General features: G+C 71.5%; 14 protein-coding genes. 6 read left to right on the top strand and 8 right to left on the bottom strand.

The features are described from left to right. Window positions 1-95: 95 nt before the first annotated feature. Both ACFYZ8_RS15780 and ACFYZ8_RS15775 read right to left on the bottom strand, forming a co-directional pair. Window positions 96-713, bottom strand: a complete 618-nt coding sequence (locus ACFYZ8_RS15780; protein ID WP_388532964.1) for a hypothetical protein — start codon at window positions 711-713, stop codon at window positions 96-98. Window positions 714-772: 59 nt separating this feature from the next. Beyond that, window positions 773-1417, bottom strand: a complete 645-nt coding sequence (locus ACFYZ8_RS15775) for a hypothetical protein (RefSeq protein WP_359029348.1) — start codon at window positions 1415-1417, stop codon at window positions 773-775. A gap of 141 nt (window positions 1418-1558) precedes the next feature. Between ACFYZ8_RS15775 and ACFYZ8_RS15770 the strand changes: the two genes are divergently transcribed. The 4 genes from ACFYZ8_RS15770 to ACFYZ8_RS15755 all read left to right on the top strand — a co-directional run bounded on the left by ACFYZ8_RS15770 (window position 1559) and on the right by ACFYZ8_RS15755 (window position 6001). Next, window positions 1559-2344 carry an ABC transporter ATP-binding protein gene (locus tag ACFYZ8_RS15770; RefSeq protein ID WP_359029349.1) on the top strand — a complete coding sequence of 262 codons (786 nt, stop codon included), beginning with the start codon at window positions 1559-1561 and terminating at the stop codon, window positions 2342-2344. A 3-nt stretch (window positions 2345-2347) separates the two neighbouring features. After that, on the top strand, window positions 2348-3658 hold the full coding sequence (locus tag ACFYZ8_RS15765; protein WP_388532961.1) for an FtsX-like permease family protein: 1311 nt from the start codon (window positions 2348-2350) through the stop codon (window positions 3656-3658). A gap of 142 nt (window positions 3659-3800) precedes the next feature. Beyond that, window positions 3801-4658 (top strand): AAA family ATPase, encoded by an 858-nt coding sequence (locus tag ACFYZ8_RS15760; protein WP_388533759.1) that lies wholly within the window; start codon window positions 3801-3803, stop codon window positions 4656-4658. Beyond that, entirely contained in the window at window positions 4655-6001 is a 1347-nt protein-coding gene (locus ACFYZ8_RS15755; RefSeq protein ID WP_388532958.1) for a VWA domain-containing protein, read from the top strand. The genes ACFYZ8_RS15760 and ACFYZ8_RS15755 overlap by 4 nt, the downstream gene beginning before the upstream one ends. Before the next feature lie 140 nt (window positions 6002-6141). Here the strand turns inward: ACFYZ8_RS15755 and ACFYZ8_RS15750 are convergent, their stop codons facing one another. The 3 genes from ACFYZ8_RS15750 to ACFYZ8_RS15740 all read right to left on the bottom strand — a co-directional run bounded on the left by ACFYZ8_RS15750 (window position 6142) and on the right by ACFYZ8_RS15740 (window position 9592). Beyond that, complete coding sequence (locus tag ACFYZ8_RS15750) at window positions 6142-7038, bottom strand: RNA polymerase sigma-70 factor (protein ID WP_388532956.1); 897 nt, start codon at window positions 7036-7038, stop codon at window positions 6142-6144. A gap of 146 nt (window positions 7039-7184) precedes the next feature. Continuing rightward, the gene (locus ACFYZ8_RS15745; RefSeq protein WP_388532954.1) at window positions 7185-8372 is read right to left on the bottom strand and encodes an NAD(P)/FAD-dependent oxidoreductase; all 1188 of its coding nucleotides are present in this window, start codon (window positions 8370-8372) and stop codon (window positions 7185-7187) included. Between the two features lie 518 nt (window positions 8373-8890). After that, window positions 8891-9592, bottom strand: a complete 702-nt coding sequence (locus ACFYZ8_RS15740; RefSeq protein WP_388532951.1) for an SDR family oxidoreductase — start codon at window positions 9590-9592, stop codon at window positions 8891-8893. Between the two features lie 122 nt (window positions 9593-9714). Here ACFYZ8_RS15740 and ACFYZ8_RS15735 point away from each other — a divergent pair, with 122 nt between their 5' ends. Continuing rightward, complete coding sequence (locus ACFYZ8_RS15735; protein ID WP_388532949.1) at window positions 9715-10689, top strand: NAD(P)-dependent alcohol dehydrogenase; 975 nt, start codon at window positions 9715-9717, stop codon at window positions 10687-10689. 29 nt (window positions 10690-10718) lie between these two features. Here the strand turns inward: ACFYZ8_RS15735 and ACFYZ8_RS15730 are convergent, their stop codons facing one another. The 3 genes from ACFYZ8_RS15730 to ACFYZ8_RS15720 form a co-directional block, all read right to left on the bottom strand. Continuing rightward, on the bottom strand, window positions 10719-11078 hold the full coding sequence (locus tag ACFYZ8_RS15730; protein ID WP_359029356.1) for a cupin domain-containing protein: 360 nt from the start codon (window positions 11076-11078) through the stop codon (window positions 10719-10721). 175 nt (window positions 11079-11253) lie between these two features. Further along, window positions 11254-12231 carry a threo-3-hydroxy-L-aspartate ammonia-lyase gene (locus ACFYZ8_RS15725; RefSeq protein WP_388532946.1) on the bottom strand — a complete coding sequence of 326 codons (978 nt, stop codon included), beginning with the start codon at window positions 12229-12231 and terminating at the stop codon, window positions 11254-11256. After that, window positions 12228-12881, bottom strand: a complete 654-nt coding sequence (locus ACFYZ8_RS15720; protein WP_388532944.1) for a transcriptional regulator — start codon at window positions 12879-12881, stop codon at window positions 12228-12230. The genes ACFYZ8_RS15725 and ACFYZ8_RS15720 overlap by 4 nt, the downstream gene beginning before the upstream one ends. 136 nt (window positions 12882-13017) lie before the next feature. Between ACFYZ8_RS15720 and ACFYZ8_RS15715 the strand changes: the two genes are divergently transcribed. Next, window positions 13018-14184 (top strand): MFS transporter, encoded by a 1167-nt coding sequence (locus ACFYZ8_RS15715; protein ID WP_388532941.1) that lies wholly within the window; start codon window positions 13018-13020, stop codon window positions 14182-14184. Window positions 14185-14192: the final 8 nt, after the last annotated feature.

The raw sequence follows: 14192 nt of genomic DNA, 5'->3' as shown, positions 1-14192 counted from the left end.
GGGCGGTTGAAGGTAACGGCAGATGCGAGGGGTGTCCACCGCCCGCGCCGCGAGGTGAAACCGTTCAGGACCGCGGGACCCGCCTCGCCGTCGCGTCAGCTGTAGACGATCGGGCAACCGCGCCGCAGGGAGTGCTGGGCGGCGCGCAGGTACAGGGCCACGTAGAACGCCGCGTCCAGGTCCTCGCTCCACGGCCCCGGGCGTGCGGCGGCGACGTCCTTCACCGGGCCGTCCAGGAACCACGTGGTCAGGTCGAGGTTGTCGCAGGCCGCCGGTATCTCGTCGACCGGCAGGCCGACGGCTCCCGCCAGCCGTTCGGCGAGGGCGAGGACCTGAGGGGCGCCGGCGACCATCGTCGTGTCGGCGTAGGAGTTCTCCACCGGCAGCCAGATCTCCTCGTCGAGCCCGAACGGCACCAGCAGCGACCAGCCGCAGAGCATCTCGTACTCCTCCTGCGACAGCTGCGCCCGGCACAGCGCCGCGAACCCGTCCATGGGAGGCACCAGCTTCTCCTCGAACGAGAGCCCCGCCCCGCGCACCACCCGCTCCGGCTCCTCGGGCACGGACCCGTACGGCGGCATCCCCCGGCGGCTCAGCTCCACGCCGAGCGCCGCGGCGAGGGCGCCCCGGCCGCCCTCGTCCTCGTCCTCGTCCTCGTCCTCGTCCTCGTCGAACCACTCCTGCGCGCCCACGCTCACCAGATAGATCCCCATGCGCCGAAACGTACAGCGCCCCACTGACAACGCCCCCGCCTCCTGAAACGGCCGCAGGGTCACGGGCCGGTCAGCAGGAGGGTGGGCAAGGTGTCCTCCAGGATCCGCTCGCGGGGCAGGGTGAGGCCGAAGTGCTGCTGGAGCACCTCCAGGCAGGCCCGGTGCACGGTACGGCGGTCCAGATCCTCGTCCGGCAGTCCGGCGGCGGTGAGCCGCTCCTGGACGGCGGAGGCCAGGACCGGATCACCCCCGGGGCTGCCCTGCGCCCAGCTGCCGTCCAGATACAGGTTGAACTCGCACATCAGGTTCTGGTCGTGGCGGTAGGCGAAGTACGGGGGTACCGGCCTGGAGTTCTCCTCGTCGTACTCCAGGTGGTAGACGTGCAGCCCGCCCCGGTCGACCGGCCGGCTGCCGGTGCCGAACTCGCCCTGCCAGCCGCCGTACTTGATGACGTACGACCACTCGTCGAGCTCGCCGTGGCGCAGCGCGATGCCCTGGAAGACGTCTCCGTACAGGCCTTCGAGCAGGTCCTGCACCTGGCGGCCGGTGAGTTCGCCGATGGGGCGAGGGGTGGTCGGCCGGTGAGCGGTCTCGGCGATCCGCCTCGCCAGGGATTCCGACTCCAGGTCTGGGGCGATCACCACGCTGTAGCCGCCGTGGGCGATGGACTGCGGCTCGGCGAGCCAGGCTATTCCGTCGGTCATGGCGATCAACCCTGCCGTATCCGCGGAACGGTGTCACTGAGTACACCTCCGAAGACGGGTTCTACGGCCAATGTCCCCCGGCCCGCGGCTCCGTAGTTTCTTCAGCGAGGCACACGGCGTGCCGGACGAAGGGGGACGACGATGTTTCGCACAGGTACACGGCGTACGCACGACACGGGACCCGCCGCCGAGGCACTGCGGCTGGTGAAGGTCAGCAGGACCTACGGCGCGGACGACAGCGCGGTGACCGCCCTGGACGGGGTCACGCTGAGCCTCGGCCGGGGCACCTTCACCGCGGTGATGGGGCCGTCGGGGTCCGGCAAGTCCACGCTGCTGCAGTGCGCGGCCGGTCTCGACCGGCCGGACAGCGGGATCGTGCGGGTGGACGGCACGGAGCTGACGGGCGGTGGCGAGGCGGAGCTGACGAGGTTCCGGCGCGGGCGGGTCGGGTTCGTGTTCCAGCAGTACAACCTGCTGGAGACGCTGACGGTCGCCCAGAACACCGTCCTGCCGCTGAAGCTCGCCGGCCGGAAGGTCGACCGCAGTCGGGCCAGGGAGATCCTGACGGCCGTCGGTCTGGGCGACCGGCTCGGGCACCGCCCCGACCAGCTCTCCGGCGGTCAGCGGCAGCGGGTCGCCATCGCACGGGCGCTGGTCGCCGACCCGCGCGTGATCTTCGCGGACGAGCCGACCGGTGCCCTGGACACCCGTAGCGCGCGGGACGTGCTGCTGCTGCTCCAGGAGGCGGTGCGGGTGCACGGCCGGACCGTGGTGATGGTGACCCACGACCCGGTCGCCGCCTCCTACGCCGACTCGGTGCTGTTCCTCGCGGACGGCCGGCTCGTGGGCCGCCTGGACGCGCCGACTCCGGACGCGGTGGCCGAGCGGCTCGCGCACCTGGGCGACGACGTGACGGCGGGGGTGTGAGCGATGTTCATGCTGGCGATGCGGTCGATACGGCAACGGCCCGGAAGCTTCCTCGCGACCCTGCTGGCCGCCTTCCTGGGCGCGGGGATCATCATGACGTTCAACTCGCTGTACGACACGGCGGGCCGGCCGGGCGTCGACCCGGTGAGCTCGGAGACCCTGACCACCTCGGCGAGCGTCGTCGGCGGCTACGGCACCCTTCTGGTGTTCTTCGCCGTGGCCTCGACCCTGACGGTGAACGTCCGCCGGCGGGCGGGTGAGTTGGAGCTGCTGCGCTGCTCGGGGGCGACACCGGGGCAGATCAGGCGGATGGTCGTGGGTGAGGCCCTTGCGGTCGCCCTGATCGGTGCCGTGCTGGCGATCGGTCCGGCGATGCTCGGCGGCCAGGCGCTGCTCGACGTCTTCCAGGACAGCGGACAGGTCGCGGGGAACGTCGACCACTCCTTCGGTCCCGTCGCGCTGCTGTCGGGCGTCGACATCACCCTGGTCGCGGCGGCCGGCGCCGCCTTCCTCGCCGTACGACGGGCCACGCGCGAGGCTCGGCAGCGGGGCCGGGCACGGACGTTTCTGGCCTACGCGGCTCTGGGTCTCGGTGCCCTGTCGGTGACGTCCACCTTCGTCTTCGCGGCGACGGACGAGGCGCTGATGGCGACGCCGGCGTACGGGGCGATCCTGCTGTCCGTGGGGTTCGCGCTGCTCGCGCCGCGCCTGCTGAAGGGTGTCCTGGAGCGGTTGCCGCTGACCGGGGCGAGCGGCTGGCTGGCCGTGCGCAATCTGCGCCGACGGGTGGACCATCTCTCCGGGATCCTGATGTCGCTGATCCTGTTCACGGCGGTGTCCGTCGCCACGCTGTACATGCAGGGCGTGGAGAGCGACGCGACGAAGGCCTCCGGCGCGGTCAGGACGGTCGATGCGAAGAACCTCCAGACGCTGAACCTCACGGTCGTCGGCATCATCGTGGTGTTCGTGTGCGTGATGCTGGTCAACTCGCTGTACGCGGCGACCACTTACCGCGGCCGGGAGTTCGGGCAGCAGCGCCTCGCGGGGGCGAGCCCGGGGCAGGTGCTGGGCACGGTGGCCGTGGAGGGGGTGATCCTCACGGCGGTCGGGCTGTTCTTCGGCACGGTGGCGGCGCTGGCGGGGATCGTTCCGTTCACGGTCGTCCGCGCCGACTCGGTGCTGCCCCACCAGGGCCTCGGGATCTGGCTGGCGGTGGTCTCGGTCGCGGCGGCCGCGACCATCGGGACGAGCCTGGTCACGGCCCGCAGGGTGCTGCGCGCTCCGGCGGTGGAGGCGGTGGGACTGGCGGCGTGAAGGGCAGCGGTCGGTCGGGGCGCCACTTCGGTGGCGCCCCTTCTTGCCGCCCGTCGGCCGCGTCCACCGCGTGACAGAAGAGGTGAACAAGCGCTTAGATAGTTGGCGGAAACGAGTTCGCGCCGCGCTGGAGGCCCCGTTGCTGTTCACATCCGTCGACGACGTCTCCGCACGCCTGGCCGAGACCGGCTACCTCGCCTCGCCCGCGGTCGCCACGACCGTCTTCCTCGCCGACCGGCTCGGCAAGCCGCTCCTGGTCGAGGGCCCCGCCGGGGTCGGCAAGACGGAGCTGGCCAAGGCGGTGGCCGAGGTCGCAGACGCACGGCTGGTGCGGCTCCAGTGCTACGAGGGCGTGGACGAGTCCCGGGCGCTGTACGAGTGGAACCACGCCAAACAGCTGCTGCGGATCAGCGCGGGGCGGGACGAGACCTGGGACGAGGCGCGCACCGACATCTTCAGCGAGGAGTTCCTGCTCTCCCGGCCGCTGCTCACGGCGATCCGCGGCGACGAGCACAAGGTGCTCCTGATCGACGAGACCGACAAGGCGGACGTCGAGGTCGAGGGCCTGCTCCTGGAGGTGCTCAGCGACTTCCAGGTCACGGTCCCCGAGCTGGGCACGATCACCGCGTCCCGCCGCCCCTTCGTCGTCCTCACCTCCAACGCCAGCCGCGAGCTGTCGGAGGCCCTGCGCCGCCGCTGCCTGTTCCTGCACATCGGGTTCCCGGAGGAGAAGCTGGAGCGGCGGATCGTCCGGCTGAAGGTGCCGGGCCTCGACGAGACGCTGGCGAAGTCCGTGGTGCGGGTCGTGGGGGCGCTCCGGGCCATGGACCTGCGCAAGGTGCCCTCGGTCGCGGAGACCATCGACTGGGCGCGCACCCTGCTCGCGCTCGGCGCGGACCACCTCGACGAGACGGTCGTACGGGACAGCCTGGGCGTGCTCCTCAAGCACCAGGACGACATCCTCAAGGCCGGGGCGAAGCTCGACCTGGACGCGGTGTGAGCACCGCCGAGCGGCTCACCTCTCTGGTCGGCGCCCTGCGCGCGCACGGCGTGCGCATCGGGACGGGCGAGACGGTGGACGCGGCGCAGGCGGTCGAGGCCCTCGGTTTCACCGACCGCGAGCGGCTGCGGGAGGGCCTGGCGGCGACCCTGCTGCACAGCACGGCCCAACGGCCGGTGTTCGACCCGGTCTTCGACCTGTACTTCCCGCGGAGCGTCGGCGCGCCCGAGACCGGCCCCGCGGACCGGGAGGAGCTGCGCGAGCGTCTCGCCGCCGCCCTCGCCGCGAACGACGAGGCGATGATGGCGCGTCTCGCGGCGGAGGCCGTCGACGGGTTCGGCGGATACGGCAACTCCCCCTCCTCGGACGGCTGGTCGTCGTACCAGGCCCTCGACCGGCTGCGCCCGCAGACGCTGCTCGCGCGGGTCCGGGACGACGTGCGGGGGCGGCAGGGCATGTCCGGGTTCACCGACCGGCTCCTCGAGGACGAGATTCGGCGGCGCATCGAGGCGTTCCGCGCGCTGGTGGCGGCGGAAGCCCGGCGGCGGGTGGCGGAACGGCGGGACCGGGACGAGATCGCGCGGCGGGCGGTGGCTCCGACGGCCGACCGGGTCGACTTCCTGTTCGCCGGGAAGGACCGGCTCGCCGAACTGCGGCGCACGGTCCAGCCGTTGGCCCGCAAGCTCGCCACCCGGCTGGCGGCCCGCCGCCGCCGTGCCGCGCGGGGCAGTATCGATCTACGGCGGACCCTGCGCGGTTCGCTGTCGACGGGCGGGGTGCCGATGAAGCCGGTGCTGCGCAGGCGCCGGCCCGCCCGGCCCGAACTGGTGCTGCTGTGCGATGTGTCGGGCTCGGTGTCGGGGTTCTCGGACTTCACGATGCTGCTGGTGCAGGCGCTGCACGACCAGTTCAGCAAGGTGCGGGTGTTCGCCTTCGTCAACCGCGTCGACGAGGTGACCCGGCTCCTGCAACACGGCGCGGCCGACGCGGAGGGGCTGAGCGCCCGCATCCGCGCCGAGGCCACGCTCACCGGATGGCACGGCAGCAGCGACTACGGCGTGGCGCTGGGCGAGTTCGCGTCGCTGTACGGGGATGCGCTGAGCCCGCGCACCACGGTGTTCGTGCTCGGCGACGCCCGCACCAACCTGAGCGACCCGAACCTGCCCGCCGTGCGGGAGATCGCCGAACGGGCCCGCCGCGTCTACTGGTTGAACCCGGAGGCGCGCGCCCAGTGGGGCACGGGCGACTCGGCGGCGTACGAGTACGCCGAGCTCGTGGAGATGCACGAGTGCCGCAACGTCCGGCAACTCAGCTCGTTGGTGGGGCGGTTGCTGCCGATCTGACCGACCGCCCGCCGCGATGAGGCGGGACTCTTGACGTCGATCGAGCGGACGCGCATGAGTTGCATCTCTCGCCGTACCCGATCGAGTGCAGGTCACGGTGATGGGCCGCTCCTGCACGCACCGCGGTCAGCGGACCGTGTTCATCGCAAGGTGAGCGGGGTCTCGGATGCGACGTGGTTCAGCTTCTCCGGATTGCGGACGTAGTACAGGCCGGTGATGCGGGCGTCCTCGACGCGGGCCGCCATAACGCCGTCGATCTCGCCGTCCAGGCGGAAGACGAGTCCTGGGCTGCCGTTGACCACGGCCGGACCGACGGTGATCGTGGCATCGGTCTTGCCGAGGCCGCCGACCCAGAAGCGGACCACCTTCTCGGCGCCGATGATGGGCCGCAGTGCGGCCTGCTTGATGCCGCCGCCGTCGCTGATGACGACGACCTCGGGCGCGAGCACGTCGAGCAGCCCCTGCAGGTCCCTGGTTTCCAGCGCCCGCTGGAACGACTCCAGGGCCGCCCGGGTCTCGCTCACGGAGACCACCGAGCGGGGCCGACGGGCGTCGATGTGCCGGCGTGCGCGGTGGGCGATCTGACGGACGGCCGCGGGGCTCTTGTCGACGGCGGCCGCGATCTCGTCGTAGTCGACGTCGAAGACCTCGCGCAGCACGAAGACGGCGCGTTCGGTCGGCGACAGTGTCTCCAGGACGAGCATGAGCGCCATCGACACGCTCTCGGCGAGCTCGACGTTCTCGGCCACGTCCGGCGCGGTGAGCAGCGGCTCGGGCAGCCAGGGGCCGACGTACGCCTCCTTGCGGCGCTTCATGGTGCGCAGCCGGTTGAGCGCCTGCCGGGTCGTGATCCGCACCAGGTACGCCCGCTGGTCGCTCACTTGTCTCAGGTCGACCTTCACCCATCGCATCCAGGTCTCCTGGAGGACGTCTTCGGCGTCGGCCGCCGATCCGAGCATCTCGTAGGCGACGGTGAACAGCAGATTGCGGTGGGCGACGAACGTCTCGGTCGCCGCGTTGGTGGCGTGGTCGCTCATCTCTCGATCTCTCTCCTTCGCGGCGGTCCCTGGTTTCCGACGACGACCGAGTTCAGCATCACGAGCTTGTACTGACCGAGGCGGCCGTGAGTGATCATCGCATCGGCCATGAGCACAACGCAGCACACCGAGGTGCTGATGTCGGTTCAGCGGTGGACAACTGCCTCGGCACGCTTGGCTCGCAGCAGCTGTCGGCGCTTGTCGTCCTTGAACCCCCAGGCGAACGAGCCGGGCTTGCGTGCCTCGTCCACCAGTTCTTTGACGACTCCCGTGCAAGCGCGCTCCTTGATCCCTGCGCCAAGGCGGCCGCCGATGTAGTACCTGTTCGCGGTGTCGTCCTTGGAGGCCATCTGTACGGTGGCGGCGCGACGGCCCAGGGCGATGCACTGGCCGAAGAAACCCACGTTGATGGCCTCGGGCTGCGCCCCCGTGATCCGGGCCAGCACCGTGTCGGCAGCGTGCGCTCCCAGCGGACGGGCGGTCTGGCAGCTCATTCGCAGCGGCATGTCCGACGGTGCCGCCGAATCCCCGGCCGCGACGATGCGCTCGTCGTCCACGCTCGTCAACGTCTCGTCGGTGAGCAGGCGGCCCAGGGTGTCGGTGCTCAGCCCGCTGTGCGCAGCCAGGTCCGGCACGCCGAACCCGGCGGTCCAGATGGTCACCGTGCTCGGCAGCGCTCGGCCGTCACCGAGTCGCACGGTGTCGCGGGTCACCGCCGTCACCTTCGCGTCGGGACCTTCGAGTACGGTCACCCCGAGCTTGGACAGGCGCTTGGCAACCGAGCGCCGTACCCGCGGATGCAGATACGGGCCGAGGACCCCGCCGCACACCAGAGTCACCCGGCGACCCTGCTCCGCCAGCTCGGCAGCGGTCTCGATACCGGTCGCACCAGCGCCCACAACCGTCACCGAGGCCGTCGCGGGCGCGCCCTCGATCACCGTCCGCAGCCGCTGCGCGTCCTCCAGGGTGGCGATCGGGTAGGCGAACTCGGCCGCCCCGGGGACGCGCGGGTCGGCGCTGCCACTCCCCACCGCGTAGATCAGATAGTCATATCCGACCGTGCCGCCGCTCGCCAATGCCACGCTGCGCCCGGCCGCGTCGATCCGTGCCACGGTGTCGACCACCAGCCGGACGCGCTCGCCCAGGACCTCCCGGTAGTCGACGACCGCCGCGTGGGATCCGCCCACCACCTGGTGCAGGCGAACCCTTTCGACAAAGGTCGAACGCGGGTTGATCAGCGTCACTGTGACGTCGTTGCGCTGCGTCAGACGATTCGCGGCCAAGACGCCCGCGTATCCGCCGCCGATCACGATCACATCGGTGTTCCCAGTCACGGTGTCTCCTTTGTTTCAAGGGGTTCGGGCACAAGACACCGCATGGCCGGTCACTGTGACAGCGTGTGAGGTAGATCACTCCGTGGGGGCTAAGACGTGCGCACCGCACAACTGGAGAGGCGGTCCACCACCAACCCCTCGACCGCACCCCGCGGTCCCGGTCCAGGGCAAGGCCGGCCGCGAATACGGAACCGCGTCGACACACTTCCGGCTGCCAACCCACGTCGAGCGGACGGAGCACCACACCCCGCCGAGGTCAAGCGCTGGCGGCTCTGGGCTCACCTCGGCGCCACCCCGTACCCGACCGGCGTGAGCGAGCCGGCCGCGACGGGCGGACGGGGCCGCCGGTTGCGGCTGCAGCGCCGACACTCCCTGGCGAGCCCCGCCTTCGCCCGGCGGGTCAGAGCATCGGCGCACACCTCGAAGGCACCGAGCTCGATACGGCACCCGGCCGGCGGTCCCGGCCCGGACGTGCGGCGGGGAGTCGCCGACAGGCCGTGCCGCGCGCCCGGGGCAGCTCAGGCCGCGAGCTGCGGGTACAGCGCCGAGAGATCCGCGGCGAGCCCCGCCTTCACCTGGCGGGACAGGTCGTCGGCGAGCACCTCGAAGGCGCCGGACTCGATGCCGTCGAGGGCCTGCGCGGCCACGCTCTCGGGCGTGACCTTCGGGGCGTCGATCTTCGCGGTCATGTCGGTGTCGACGTATCCGACATGCAGCCCGGTGACCTCGATGCCGCGCGGCTTCAGGTCCAGGCGCAGGGAGTTGGTCTGGGACCACAGGGCGGCCTTGGAGGCGCTGTAGGAGCCGGCGACGCCGAGCCAGGACAGCACCGAGTGGACGTTCAGGATGTGGCCGCCGCCGTTGCGCTCGATGACCGGGACGAAGGCGCGGGTGACGAGGAGCGGTCCGTAGAAGTTGGTCTCGAACTCGCGGCGGACCTCCTCGACGGGGGCGTCCAGGAAGTTGGCGTTCACGGACGCACCGGCGTTGTTGATCAACAGGGTGACGTCCTGGGCCTGTTCGGCGGCGGCCGCGACGGAGGCGGGGTCGCTCACCTCCAGGGCCAGCGGCACCGCGTCCGGGTGGCTGACGGTCCGCGGGTCGCGGGCGGTGGCGTACACCTTCGTGGCGCCGCGCTCGTACAGGGCGGTCACCAGCGCCCGGCCGATGCCGCGGCTGCCGCCGGTGACGAGGGCGACGGAACCTTCGATGGTGGTCATGTAGTCTCCAGTAAGCGTCGGTAAACTGATCGGTTTAAATACGTCCCCCACAGTAAACCGATCGGTTTCCGATGGCAAGCCGAGGGCTCTTCCCTACGCTCCGGAGCGACGGAGGGGGTCCCATGAAGGCAGTCGTCCAGGACCGGTACAGCTCGGCGGACACGCTGGAGCTGAGGGAGGTCGAGCAGCCGGTGCCGGCCGCCGACGAGGTGCTCGTGCGCGTGCACGCGGCCTCGGTCAACGCCTACGACTGGCACTACCTGCACGGCGATCCGAAGATCGCCCGGCTGGCGTTCGGGCTGCGCGCGCCGAAGGTGCGGATCCGCGGCCGGGACTTCGCGGGCCGCGTCGAGGCGGTCGGCGCCGAGGTCGAGGGGCTGCGTGCGGGCGACGAGGTGTACGGCGAGGCGGACGGGACGTTCGCCGAGTACGTGTGCGCCAAGGACAGCGCGACGGACCTCAAGCCCGCCGGCCTCTCCTTCGAGCAGGCGGCCGCGATGCCGCTGGCCGCGAACACCGCCCTCATCGGACTGCGGGACGTGGCCGGACTCAGGGCCGGGCAGTCCGTCCTGGTCAACGGCGCGTCGGGCGGTGTGGGCACCTTCGCCGTACAGCTCGCGAAGGCGTACGGCGCCGAGGTGACCGGTGTGTGCGGCGCCCGCAACGTCGAGCTCGTCGGATCGCTCGGGGCGGACCGGATCGTTGACTACACCCGGGAGGACTTCGCCCGCGCCGGGCGCCGCTACGACGTCGTACTGGATCTGGTGGGCAATCGCTCACTGCGCGATCTGCGGCGCGCGACGGCCCCGGCCGGGACCGTCGTCCTGTCCGGCGGTGGCGTGTACGAGGGCGGCAGCGTGCTCGGTCCGGTGCGGCTCACGCTCCGGGGACTGCTCCTGTCCCCCTTCGTCCGGCAGCGGGTGCGCCAACTCCCGGCGAGAGCCGGCAAGGACAACCTGGGCGTCCTGCGGGAACTCGCCGAGGCGGGCAGGATCGCCCCGGCCGTCGAGCGGATGTACCCGCTGAGCGAGGCGGCCGAGGCCATCCGGCATCTGGAGGTGGAGCACGCGCGCGCGAAGATCGTCGTCACGGTGTGAACGGTGACGGCGCGGGACCGTCGTGAGCCTCACTTGCCCTTCGCGTAGTCCCTCGCCATGCCACCGGCGAAGTCGTAGACCACGCACTGCTCGTCGCCGACGACCCAGGCGTCGTGCCCGGGTGGCAGCACGAAGATGTCGCCGGGGCCCACTTCGCCCTCGCCGCCCCCGTCCATGACGAAGTGCATGCGGCCCGAGACCACATAGCCGTTGTGGTGGACCTCGCAGCTCTCGGTGCCCGCGATGGGTCCCACCGACTCGGACCAGCGCCAGCCCGGTTCGAAGGTGCCCACGGCGAAGTCCAGTCCGCTCATGTGGACCGCTTCGAGGTGGCCACGGGGGAAATCGCGGCGCTCATCCGGCTTGTCGAGCGTCTTCACCTCAAACATGACGGCACTCCCTTCCGGCCGTGTTGCGGTACGGCCGGGGCCGGTCTCCGTCCCGCGCCCCTTCGGGGCAGCATCGGCGGGGGCCGCGCCCCATCACTCCATGGTCCGCCTGTCCAGCCGGACCTGCCATTCGAGTGACGGTGTCAGTCCCCGCCCGCGTCAGTCCCCGCCCGCGTCAGTCCCCGCCCGCGCAGAGCCGGGCGAACCGCTCCGCGTCGACATTGCCACCGGAGACGATCACCCCGACCCGCTCCGGCAGTCCGCTCACCCGCCCGCTGAGCAGTGCGGCCAGCGGGCTCGCACCGCTCGGTTCGACGACGATCTTCAGCCGCTCGAACGCGAACCGCATGGCGTCGCGGATCTCGTCGTCGGAGACCAGCGCGATCTCGTCGACCAGCCGCCGGTTCACCGAGAAGGTCAGCTCGCCGGGCGTGTGCAGGGCCTGTCCGTCGGCGATGGTCTTCGGCACCGGGATGCTGACGCGCCGCCCCGCCTCCAGGGACCGCCTGGTGTCGTCGCCGGCCTCCGGTTCCACGCCGACCATGCGGATGCCCGAGTGCAGGCCCTTGGCGGCGGTCGCGCTGCCCGCCATCAGGCCGCCGCCGCCGACCGGTGTGAGCAGCGCGCCCAACTCACCGGTTTCCTCCAGGAGTTCGAGGGCCGCCGTGCCCTGTCCCGCCATCACGTGCGGGTGTTCGTAGGGCGGGATGAGCGCCAGGCCCCGTTCGGCGGCCAGGGCCTCGGCGATGGCCTCGCGGTCGCCGCCGTAGCGGTCGTAGGTGACGATCTCGGCGCCGTAGCCCTCGGTGGCCGCCCGCTTGGAGCGCGGGGCGTCCTCGGGCATGACGATCACCGCGGTGGTGCCGAGTTCGCGGGCGGCGAGGGCGACGGCCTGGGCGTGGTTCCCGGAGGAGTAGGCGGCGATGCCCCGGGCCAGCTGCTCCGGGGTCAGCCGGGAGGCCGCGTTGTAGGCGCCGCGGAACTTGAAGGCGCCGACCCGCTGGAAGTTCTCGCACTTGAGGAAGACCTCGGCGCCGACCCGGGCGTCGAGGGTCCGGGAGCGCAGGACCGGGGTGCGGTGGGCGACGCCCCTGAGCCGGGCGGCCGCGTCCCGGACGTCGTCCAGGGTGACCGGCGGGGTGGTGGTCGTCACGAGTGCCCTCCAGAGGTCGTCCGTTTGCGGGACTGGGACAGATAGCTGTAGGCGGAGGCGCGGGAGATGCCGAGCCGTCCGGCCACCTGCTCGATCGCCCGCCGGACCGCGAACACGCCCCGTTCGTCCAGGCTGCGGAACAGGTCCAGGCGCCCGGCGCGGTCGAGCAGCGCCCACGACTGGTGCCGGTGCGCGTCGAGCATGACGTCGACGACGGAGTCGATGTCGTCGCCGAAGGTGGTGACGGGCGGCTCCTCGGGGGCACCGCCGATCCCGGCGAGGGCTCCCAGCAGGGCGTGCACCTCGCTCGCCGCGGTGACGTCGACGTTGACGCACAGCGCGCCGAAGACCGCGCCCGAGGAGTCCCGCAGCAGCATCGTGGACGACTTGACCAGCCTGCCGGTGTCGGTCCTGGTGACGTAGTTCAACTCGTCGGCCGCCTCGTCGCCACGGGCCACCATGCGCATACCGATCTCGCTCATCGCCCCGCCCACCGTGCGCCCGGTGACCGCGCCGGCGAGGGCCACCACCGAGTTCTCCGGTCGCCGGTAGTCGTGCAGCACCACCTCGCACACCGGCCCGAAGGTCGCCGCGATCCCGTCGACGACCGATGTGAGCGCGCCGATGACGGCGTCCCGCTCGGACTCCATGCCACCCTCCCGGCTCCACCAGTTCTCTTAGACTACCAATCCAGAGACTGGACCACCAGTCCAATACGTCGGGCCCACCTCCACTCCTCGTCCTGGGATCTTGACGGCCCGGATGTTACCGGTAACATCAGTCTTCATGTCCTCGGCACTGGCGCCCGCGCGCACTCCGGTCTTCAGCCCGGCCGCAGTGGTCGCCTCCTGCGTCGGCTTCGTGCTCATCGGCGCGCTGCAAGCGCTGTACGGGCCCGCGATCCCCGCGTTCCGCGAGGAGTTCGGCCTGTCTCCCTCCGGGGCCGGGCTCGGGCTGAGCGCCCATTTCGTGGGCGGGGTGGCCGGAGTGCTGCTGTTCGACCGGCTCTTCGGCCGGATCGGCAACCGGCGGATCCTGGGCGCCTCCTACCTGCTGATGGCGGTCGGCGCGGCGGGTTTCGCGCTCGCGCCGAACTGGCCTGCCGCCCTGACCGCCGCACTGCTCGCGGGGCTCGGTTTCGGCGGCATCGACTACGGCCTGAACCAGTTGTTCGCGGTCGGCTTCGGCCACCGTTCCACCGCCATGCTCAACATCCTCAACGCGCACTTCGGCGTCGGCGCGATCCTCGGTCCGGCGCTGATCGGCGTGGTGGGCGCCGGGCACTATCCGGCGGTCTTCCTCGGTTTCGCGCTCGCCAACCTGCCGTTGCTGCTGTGCCTGAAGGGCGTACGGGACCAGGCACAGCAGCCGTCCGGCACGGCCGGCGACTCCCCCGGTGTGCTCGGCCGCAGCCTGGCCTCGGTGCTCTCCGTGTTCGTCGCGCTCTACGTCCTGCATGTGGGCGTGGAGGCGGGCGTCGGAGGCTGGGAGCCCACGCATCTGGAGACCGTGGGATACGGCGCCGGGGTGGCCGCGACCGCCACCTCCGTCTACTGGCTGATGATGACCGTGGGCCGTTTCCTGGTCGCGCCGATCGCGCTGCGGTTCTCGGCGCAGGCCATCGTCACCGTGTCCTGCGCGGGCATGACGATCTGTCTGCTCCTCGCGTCCGTAGGGGAGTTGGCGCCCTACGCGTACGCGGGTGTCGGTCTGTTCATCGCGCCCGTCTTCCCCACCGGCCTGCCGTGGCTGCACCGCGCCGCCCCGGGCGCACGGCGGGCCGGTGCCCTGGTCATCGCCGCCTCGATGATCGGCGGCGTGGCGGCGGGACCTGCGCTGGGCAAGGCCATCGAATGGTCCGGGATCCGGGCCGTCCCGCTGGTGCTGAGCGCTGTCTCGGCACTGTGTCTCCTCGCCACGCTCCGGCTCGTCCGCACCACCCGAACCCGCTGACCACCCCA

The sequence above is a fragment of the Streptomyces sp. NPDC001668 genome, from assembly GCF_042893155.1.
Classification (GTDB): domain Bacteria; phylum Actinomycetota; class Actinomycetes; order Streptomycetales; family Streptomycetaceae; genus Streptomyces.
This window is presented reverse-complemented; position numbering and strand designations above follow the sequence as displayed.